This is a genomic window from Arthrobacter sp. Y3225116 (genome assembly GCF_059091245.1).
The window spans coordinates 1-704 of the sequence record NZ_JBNHGL010000524.1 but is presented as its reverse complement, the minus strand read 5'-3'; the positions used below and the strand labels follow the sequence as shown (position 1 = coordinate 704).

The following is a 704-nucleotide window of genomic DNA, read 5'->3' as shown; positions in this document are numbered from 1 at the left end:
GGCAACTTCCCGCCGCCGCCTCCGGGCAGCTCCGGCGCCTACCCGCCGCCGCCCGCCGGCGGCTTCCCGGCGCACAGCAACGCGTTCTTCAGCTGGTTCCGCAACCTCGGCGTTTCCCGCGGGCAGGACCGCTGGATCGGCGGGGTAGCCTCCGGCGTCGCGCACCGGACCGGGCTGGACCCGATCCTGGTCCGCGGGCTGTTCATCCTGCTCGCCGTCTTCGGCGGCATCGGCGTGCTGCTCTACGGCGTGGCCTGGGCCCTGCTGCCCGAGCCGGACGGCCGGATCCATGCCGAAGAAGCCGGCCGCAGCAACTGGACGGCAGGCATGACCGGCGCGGTGATCTTCACGGTCCTCGGCGTGTTCAGCCGCCCGTTCAGTTGGATCTTCGGGTTCGACAACGACGGCGGCTGGGGCTTCGGCGGCTTCGTCTGGGCCGTGATCTGGCTGGGCGCGGTGGGGTTCTTCATCTACTGGCTCGCCACGCGCAACAAGGCAGACACTCCGGATTCGGCGCCGACCGGAGCGGACGGCTTCCCGCCCGCACCGGCCTCCGGCGGCGGTGCCTCCGCCTACTACGGTGCCCCCGGCACCACCGGCACCACCGCTACCTCCTACGGTTCGACGCCGGCGTCCGCGGCCGGATACGGCAACGCGGGCCACGGCGGCCACCAGGGCCCGCCGCGGCAGGCCTACCCGCAGCC

Annotated in this window: 1 protein-coding gene; it reads left to right on the top strand. The window is 73.4% G+C overall.

Annotated elements, in window-relative coordinates:
* A partial coding sequence (locus AC5RV2_RS18755) for a PspC domain-containing protein (RefSeq protein ID WP_494093583.1) occupies window positions 1–704 on the top strand: 704 nt, incomplete at both ends.